Origin of the sequence: Streptomyces sp. McG3 (assembly GCF_018619185.1) — a bacterium.
GTDB lineage: Bacteria > Actinomycetota > Actinomycetes > Streptomycetales > Streptomycetaceae > Streptomyces.
Genome location: NZ_JAAXYC010000391.1, coordinates 1 through 6,231 on the forward strand (window position 1 = coordinate 1; position 6,231 = coordinate 6,231).

General features: G+C 74.3%; 7 protein-coding genes. 6 read left to right on the plus strand and 1 reads right to left on the minus strand.

What is annotated here, in order from left to right:
• The first annotated feature begins 66 nt into the window (after positions 1 to 66).
• From HET64_RS35075 to HET64_RS35100, 6 genes are all read left to right on the plus strand, one after another.
• Positions 67 to 993 carry an AEC family transporter gene (locus HET64_RS35075; protein WP_215111285.1) on the plus strand — a complete coding sequence of 309 codons (927 nt, stop codon included), beginning with the start codon at positions 67 to 69 and terminating at the stop codon, positions 991 to 993.
• A gap of 238 nt (positions 994 to 1,231) precedes the next feature.
• Entirely contained in the window at positions 1,232 to 1,792 is a 561-nt protein-coding gene (locus tag HET64_RS35080) for an RNA polymerase sigma factor (protein ID WP_215111286.1), read from the plus strand.
• Complete coding sequence (locus HET64_RS35085) at positions 1,789 to 2,592, plus strand: zf-HC2 domain-containing protein (RefSeq protein WP_215111287.1); 804 nt, start codon at positions 1,789 to 1,791, stop codon at positions 2,590 to 2,592. The genes HET64_RS35080 and HET64_RS35085 overlap by 4 nt, the downstream gene beginning before the upstream one ends.
• Positions 2,593 to 2,613: 21 nt before the next feature.
• Positions 2,614 to 3,432, plus strand: a complete 819-nt coding sequence (locus tag HET64_RS35090; protein WP_215111288.1) for an ABC transporter ATP-binding protein — start codon at positions 2,614 to 2,616, stop codon at positions 3,430 to 3,432.
• On the plus strand, positions 3,429 to 4,811 hold the full coding sequence (locus tag HET64_RS35095) for a hypothetical protein (protein WP_215111289.1): 1,383 nt from the start codon (positions 3,429 to 3,431) through the stop codon (positions 4,809 to 4,811). Before HET64_RS35090 ends, HET64_RS35095 begins: the two co-directional genes overlap by 4 nt.
• Positions 4,808 to 5,371: a hypothetical protein gene (locus HET64_RS35100; RefSeq protein ID WP_215111290.1), complete on the plus strand. Its 564-nt coding sequence runs from the start codon at positions 4,808 to 4,810 to the stop codon at positions 5,369 to 5,371. Before HET64_RS35095 ends, HET64_RS35100 begins: the two co-directional genes overlap by 4 nt.
• 42 nt (positions 5,372 to 5,413) lie before the next feature.
• Here the strand turns inward: HET64_RS35100 and HET64_RS35105 are convergent.
• A partial coding sequence (locus HET64_RS35105; protein ID WP_215111291.1) for an ABC transporter substrate-binding protein occupies positions 5,414 to 6,231 on the minus strand: 818 nt, incomplete at its 5' end.

Sequence of the window (6,231 nt, forward strand, 5' to 3'; positions counted from 1 at the left end):
GCCCACCGGACCTGACCGGGTGTCCCACCCAGCCGCCACCGCACCTGATCCACCCGCAAGGAAGACATGCAGGGAGTCCTCACCGGCTTCACGGTGATCGCCACCGTCATCGCCGTCGGGTACGTCATAGGCCGCCGCGGATATCTGGGGCAGGACGGCCGCACCGTGCTGACCCGGCTGGCCTTCAACGTGGCGACCCCGGCCCTGCTCTTCACCATGCTCGCCGGCGCCGACCTGTCCGTCGTCCTGTCGACACGCCTGCTGGTCACCGCGACAGCCACGGCCGCCGCGGCCGGGGTCTTCGTCGTGGTGGCCGGGCTGCTCCTGCGCTGGGACGCCGGACGGGTCACCATCGGCGCCCTGTGCTCCAGTTACGTCAACGCCGGGAATCTGGGCATCCCCATCGCCGTCTACGTCCTCGGAGACGCCTCGCTCGTCGCCCCGGTGCTGCTCCTCCAGCAGATCGTGGTGACCCCGCTGGCCCTGACCGTCCTCGACCTCAGCCGCCCCGGGGAGCCGGTCTCGGTCCTCCGGCGGCTGACCACCCCGCTGCGCAACCCGATGGCGATCGGATCGCTGGCCGGTGTCGCCGTGGCCGCCTCCGGCCGGACCCTGCCCGGACCCCTGCTGGAGCCACTCGTCCTCATCGGCAACATGTCGGTCCCCGCGGTCCTTCTCGCCTTCGGGATATCCCTGTACGGCGGCGAGCGTCCGGGCCGCGGCGAGGACCGGGTCGCGCTGTACCTGTCCGCCCTGCTGAAGACCGTCGCCCAGCCGGTCGTCGCCTGGGCCGTCGGCGCGGGGCTGTTCGGACTGCGGGACGAGGCGCTGCTGGCCGTCGTCGTGATCGCGGCTCTCCCGGCCGCCCAGAACCTCTTCACGTACGCCTCGCACTACGGGGTCGCCGAGCGGTTCGCGAGGGAGTCGATCCTGCTGTCCACCCTGCTCTCGGTGCCGGTGCTGATCACCGTCGCCGCGCTGCTCGGGAGCTAGGGCCTCTCGTTCGGATCATGCCGGGCTCGCGGGGTCCGGCACGCGCATCTGCCGCGTTGTCGTCGGTCGCCCATGCTCCGCAGTGACTCCCTCCTCCGCCTTGCAGCCGCACGCACCGGACCCCGCTCCCTGATCCGGCCCGATCCAGACGAGAGACCCTGGCCCCCACTCCGGTCCCGGCGTGACGCACGCCACTCCCAGGTGAGAACCCGCAGGCCCCGCCCCGCGTCTGGCCGGTGTGAGACTACGAAAGAAGCGGCCCCCGGAACCGGCCGAGGAACATCTCCTCCGCAGGGTCGCCGACGGAGACCGCGCCGCGTTCGACGAGCTGTACCGGCGCACCTCGCCCTGGCTGGCGGTACGGCTGCGACGCCGGTGCGCCGACGAGCAGATCGTCGCCGAGGTCATGCAGGAGACCTACCTCGCCGTGTGGCGTGCCGCCGGCGCCTTCGTCGGCAGCGCCGTCGGCGGGAGCGCCGCCGGGTGGCTCTGGACGATCGCGGCCCGCCGCCTGGTCGACGCCTTCCGCCGCCGCGCCCACCACGCCGAACCGCCCGTCGCCGCCGCCGGACGCGCCACCGCCCCGGCCGCCGAGGACGAGGCCCTGGCCGCCGCCGTCGGCGGAGAGGTCGGGGACGCCCTGCGGACCCTCGCCCCCGAACTGCGCCAGGTGCTCCAGGCCCTGGTGCTCGACGGGCTCTCGGTCCGGGAGACCTCGGTCCTGCTCGACCTCCCCGAAGGCACCGTCAAGACGCGGGCCCGCAGGGCCCGTATCGCCATGAGAAGGGCACTGGCATGAGCGTCGAGCATCCCTCCGACCGCCTGGTCGCCGACTACGCGCGGGGAGACACCGACCTGCCCGCCGACGAACTGTGGGCCGTGGAGGCCCATATGGAACAGTGCGCCGACTGCCGCGGCCGACTGGCCGGCGCGGCGGCCGGCGTCCCCGCCGTCGCCGCCCTGCTGACCGCAGTCCGCGACGGCCTGGAGCCGGCCCTGGACCGTTCGACGCCCGCCCCGCGCCGTCGCCGCCGCCCCACGACCTGGGCCACCCCGGTCATGGGCCCCTGGCTGGCCATGGTCATCGGCGTGAGCGTCGTCGCGGTGCTGCTGGACCGCACCGCGGGCTGGACGCGGGGCGCACCAACCGTGCTCCTGATGGCGCCGGCCCTTCCGCTCGCCGGAGTCGCCGCGGCCTGGTCGCGCGGACTGGACCCGGCGTTCGAACTGACCGCCGTCACCCCGCGCGCCGGGCTGTCCCTGCTGCTGCGGCGCACCCTGACCGTGCTCGCCGTCGTCCTTCCGGTGCACCTGGTCGCCGGACTCCTGACGGGCGTCGCCCTCGCGCAGTGGCTCCTGCCCTCCCTCGCCCTCACCGCGACGGCGCTGGCGCTCGGCAGCGTCATCGGCGTCGGCCGCGCGACCGCCGCCCTCGGCGCGCTGTGGACCGCGGCGGTCCTCGCGCCGGCCGCGGCCCTGGGCCGGATCCTCCTCCTCCGACCCGAACACCTCCCGCTCTGGGCCCTGACGCTCGCCGCCGCGGCCGTCGTCGTCCTGGCCCGCCGCCGCGCCTACACCGCCCCCAGAAGCCTGCGATGACCCCCCCACAAGGAGAACCCGTTGACCCAACCGACCGTCCCGACCGGCGCGCTCGACACCGCGCCACGCGTCTACGCCCATGAGATCCATGCCACCGGCCTCACCGTCAGGGTCGGCCGCGACCGGCTCGCCGTCGACGGTCTCGACCTCGCCCTGGGCACCGGAACCCATGGTCTGCTCGGCCCCAACGGCGCCGGCAAGACCACCCTGATCCGGACGCTCGCCACCGTCCTGCGCCCCACCGGGGGAGACCTCGAACTGTTCGGCCACTCCGTCCGCGACAGCGCCCGCCACCGCGAGCTGCGCCGCCGCATCGGCTATCTGCCGCAGGAGTTCGGCTACTACAAGCGATTCACCGTCCGCGAGTTCGTCAGCTACCTGGCCTGGCTGAAGGAGATGCCCTCGCGGGACATCCCCGGCGCCGTGCAGCGCGCCGTGGAACGGGTCGGACTCGCGGACCGGGCCGACAGCCGGATGAAGACGCTCTCCGGCGGAATGGTGCGCCGCGTCGGCATCGCCCAGGCCATCGTCAACGACCCCTCGGTGCTGCTGCTCGACGAACCGACCGTCGGCCTCGACCCGGCCCAGCGCCTCCAGTTCCGCGCCCTGCTCCAGGAACTCGGCCGGGAGAGCTGTGTGCTGGTCTCCACCCACCTGGTCGAGGACGTCGCCGCGGCCTGCACCGATGTGGTGCTCTTCGACCGGGGCAGGCTCGTCTTCCAGGGGACGCCGGAGGCGCTGGCCGCCGCCGGAACCGCCGAGCAGCCGGGCGACAGCCCCCTGGAGCGCGGCTACTCGGCCCTCCTGTCCGGCTCCGACCACGGAAGGGGCAGCTGGTGAACCTCCGCGTCCTGCGCACCGAACTCCTGCGCTCCGCCGCCCCCTTGGCCGGCCTCACCGTCCTGGCCGGCGGGTTCGCCTTCCTCTACGGCATCGACGGGAGCTGGTGGGGCACCTCGGTCGACTGGACCGGGCAGTGGACCTCGCTGGCCCTGTGGACCCGGGGGCTGCTCGCCTACCTGTGGCCGCTGGTCGCCGGGATCGGGGCCCTGTACGGGCTGCGGGACCATCGCTCCCGGATGCCGGAACTGCTGGCCGCCACCCCCCGGCCCGGATGGCAGCGCGCGGCGACCCCGGCGGTCGCGGTCGCCCTGGCGCTGGTCGCCGGGTTCGGGGCGCTGCTGGTGTGGGGCGGCGTCCAGGTGGCGCTCGGCCCGACCTCGTACGCCCATCTGGGCTGGCTGCCCATCTCGGCCGTCGCCCTGCTGGCCCTCGTGGCGGCCGCGGTGTTCGGCATGGGCGTGGCACGGGCCCTGCCGTCACCGCTGACCCCGCCGGCCGTGGCGGTCCTGTTCCTCGCTGCGACCGTGCTCCTGATGCAGCAGACCGACAGCGAACTGCCCACCGTCCGCGTCGGATCCCAACTGCTCTCGCAGCTCTCCCCGGCGGTCGCCGAGCCGCGCCAGGTGCTGCTGACCCTCACCGGCGCCGTGCACCTGGGCCAGACCCTGTGGCTGTCCGGTCTCCTGGCCACCGGGTTCGCGCTGCTGAGCGCCACCCGTCGGCGTGGCCGCCTGATCGCCGTGGTGCCCGTACTCGCCGGAGCGGCCCTGGCACTGCTGGTGCTGCCCGGTGACGCCCGTGGCGGCTACCGTATCGACCCGGCGGCGGCCGCCCAGGTATGCGAGGGCCAGGTCTGCGTCACGGAGGCGCACCTCCACCGGCTCGATGCCCTCGCGCCTTCCGCCACCCGGGCCCTGGGCGTCCTGGACACCGTGCTCGGCGACGCGGCGCCCCGGCAGGTGCGGGAGGAGACCGCGCTCCGGGCCGTGGGCGAGGAGCGCCGGCTCGCGCCGGCAGCGGTGCTCGTCAACTTCGAGGACCCGCAGATCGACACGGCGAAGGGCGATCAGCTGGTGCGCCGCCTCGTCGGCGAGGGTCTCGCGCCGAGCTGCCGGGCCATCACCTCCCGGGAGTTCGGCGGCGACGAGGTGCTCGTCGTGCAGAGCGTGCTGGCGAGCTGGGCGCTCGGTACGTTCCGGCCCATCGAGGCCGATGTGTACGACCGCGAGGCCTACCGGGCCTCGATGGGGAAGGCGTGGAAGCAGTTCACGGCACTCTCCCCCGACCAGCGGCGGAGCCGGGTCGCCGAGGTGCGCGAGGCCGCCCTCGGCTGCGAGTTCACCTGGGCCGACGAGCTGGCCGGGGGAGCGCGGTGACGAGCGGCCCCGTGCTGTACGCGCGGTCGCGCCGGGCCCCGGCCACGGCAGGTGCGCTCCTCGCCTCGGCGGTGCTGCTCGGGGCGGGCGCGGCGGCCGACGGCGCCGCCGATCCGCGGCTGACGGTCCTGGCCGTGGCGGTCGCCGTCGCCGCGGCGGCCCCCGGGCTGGGCGGCCAGGACGCGGCCCTGGACCGCACGGCGGCGATCCGCTGGGCCCCGCTCCGGGCGGCGCACGTCCTGCTGATCGCCGCCGCCGTCACCCTCGTTCTGCTGGCGGCGCAGACGGCGGGGCGGGACCCGGTGACGGCGGCGTTCCTGGTCCGGGACGCCGCCGGGCTGACCGGTCTCGCCGCTCTCGGGGCCGTCGTGTTCGGTGCGGAGTACGCCTGGACGCCGGTCGTCGGCTGGCCGGCCGTCACTCTCTTCGCACCGCCGGACCCGGGCGGGGTCGGCGGCTGGCTGCTGGCCCCGCCCGATGCCGGGGCCGCCGCCTGGACCGCCGGCGCCCTGCTGGCGGCCGGCGTCACCGTCTACGCGGCGGCCGGACCCCGGAGGTGACGGCCGGTCGCGGGAGGCGGTGACCTCCCGCGACCGCCGCGGCTACTTCGTGATGCCGTGCTCGGCCGCCCAGTCGTTCGCGACGTCCTCGGGGTCCTTCCGGTCCTTGTCCACCAGGCGGTTGAGCTCGGTGAGGTCCTCGGTCGTCAGCACGGCCCCGAGGCGGGCGAGCGCCTTGCGGACCGTGGAGTCGGCCTTGCGGTCGGCGATCAGCGGTACGACGTGCTGGCCGGGGATGAGGTTCTTGGGGTCGGTGAGGACGACCCAGCCCTCGGCGGCGATGTCGGTGTCGGTGGTGAAGAGGTTCGCCACGTCCACATCGCCCTTCTTGAGTGCTCCCTTGACCAACGGGCCCGAGGAGTCGAGGGACTTGAACTCCTTGAACTCCACGCCGTACACGTCCTTGAGGCCCACCGAGCCCACCGTGCGCTTCTTGACCTCGGGGGCCGCGCCGATGACGAGCTTGCCGTTGTGCTTCGCGAGGTCGGCCAGGGACTTCAGGCCGTACTCCTCGGCGGTCTCCTCGGTCACCGCGAAGGCGTCGGCGTTCTCCGCCTCGCCGTACGGGAGTATCTGGAGGCCGCGCGGCAGGAGCATCGCGAGGCCGTTCTGCATCGTGCCCTCCTCGGTGGCCGTGGCCCCGGCGTCGAGGTAGTGCAGCAGCGCGCCCTGGTACTCGGGCAGCAGATCGATGTCGCCGCCCTTCAGCGCGGGGATGAGGATCTCGCGGGTGCCCAGGTTGGGGCGGACCTTCGTCTTCACCCCGGACGCTTCGAGCGTCGCGGCGTAGAGGTACCCGAGGACCTGGTTCTCGGTGAAGTTGGCGGTGCCGATGGTGACGCCGCCCTCGCTGGAGCCCC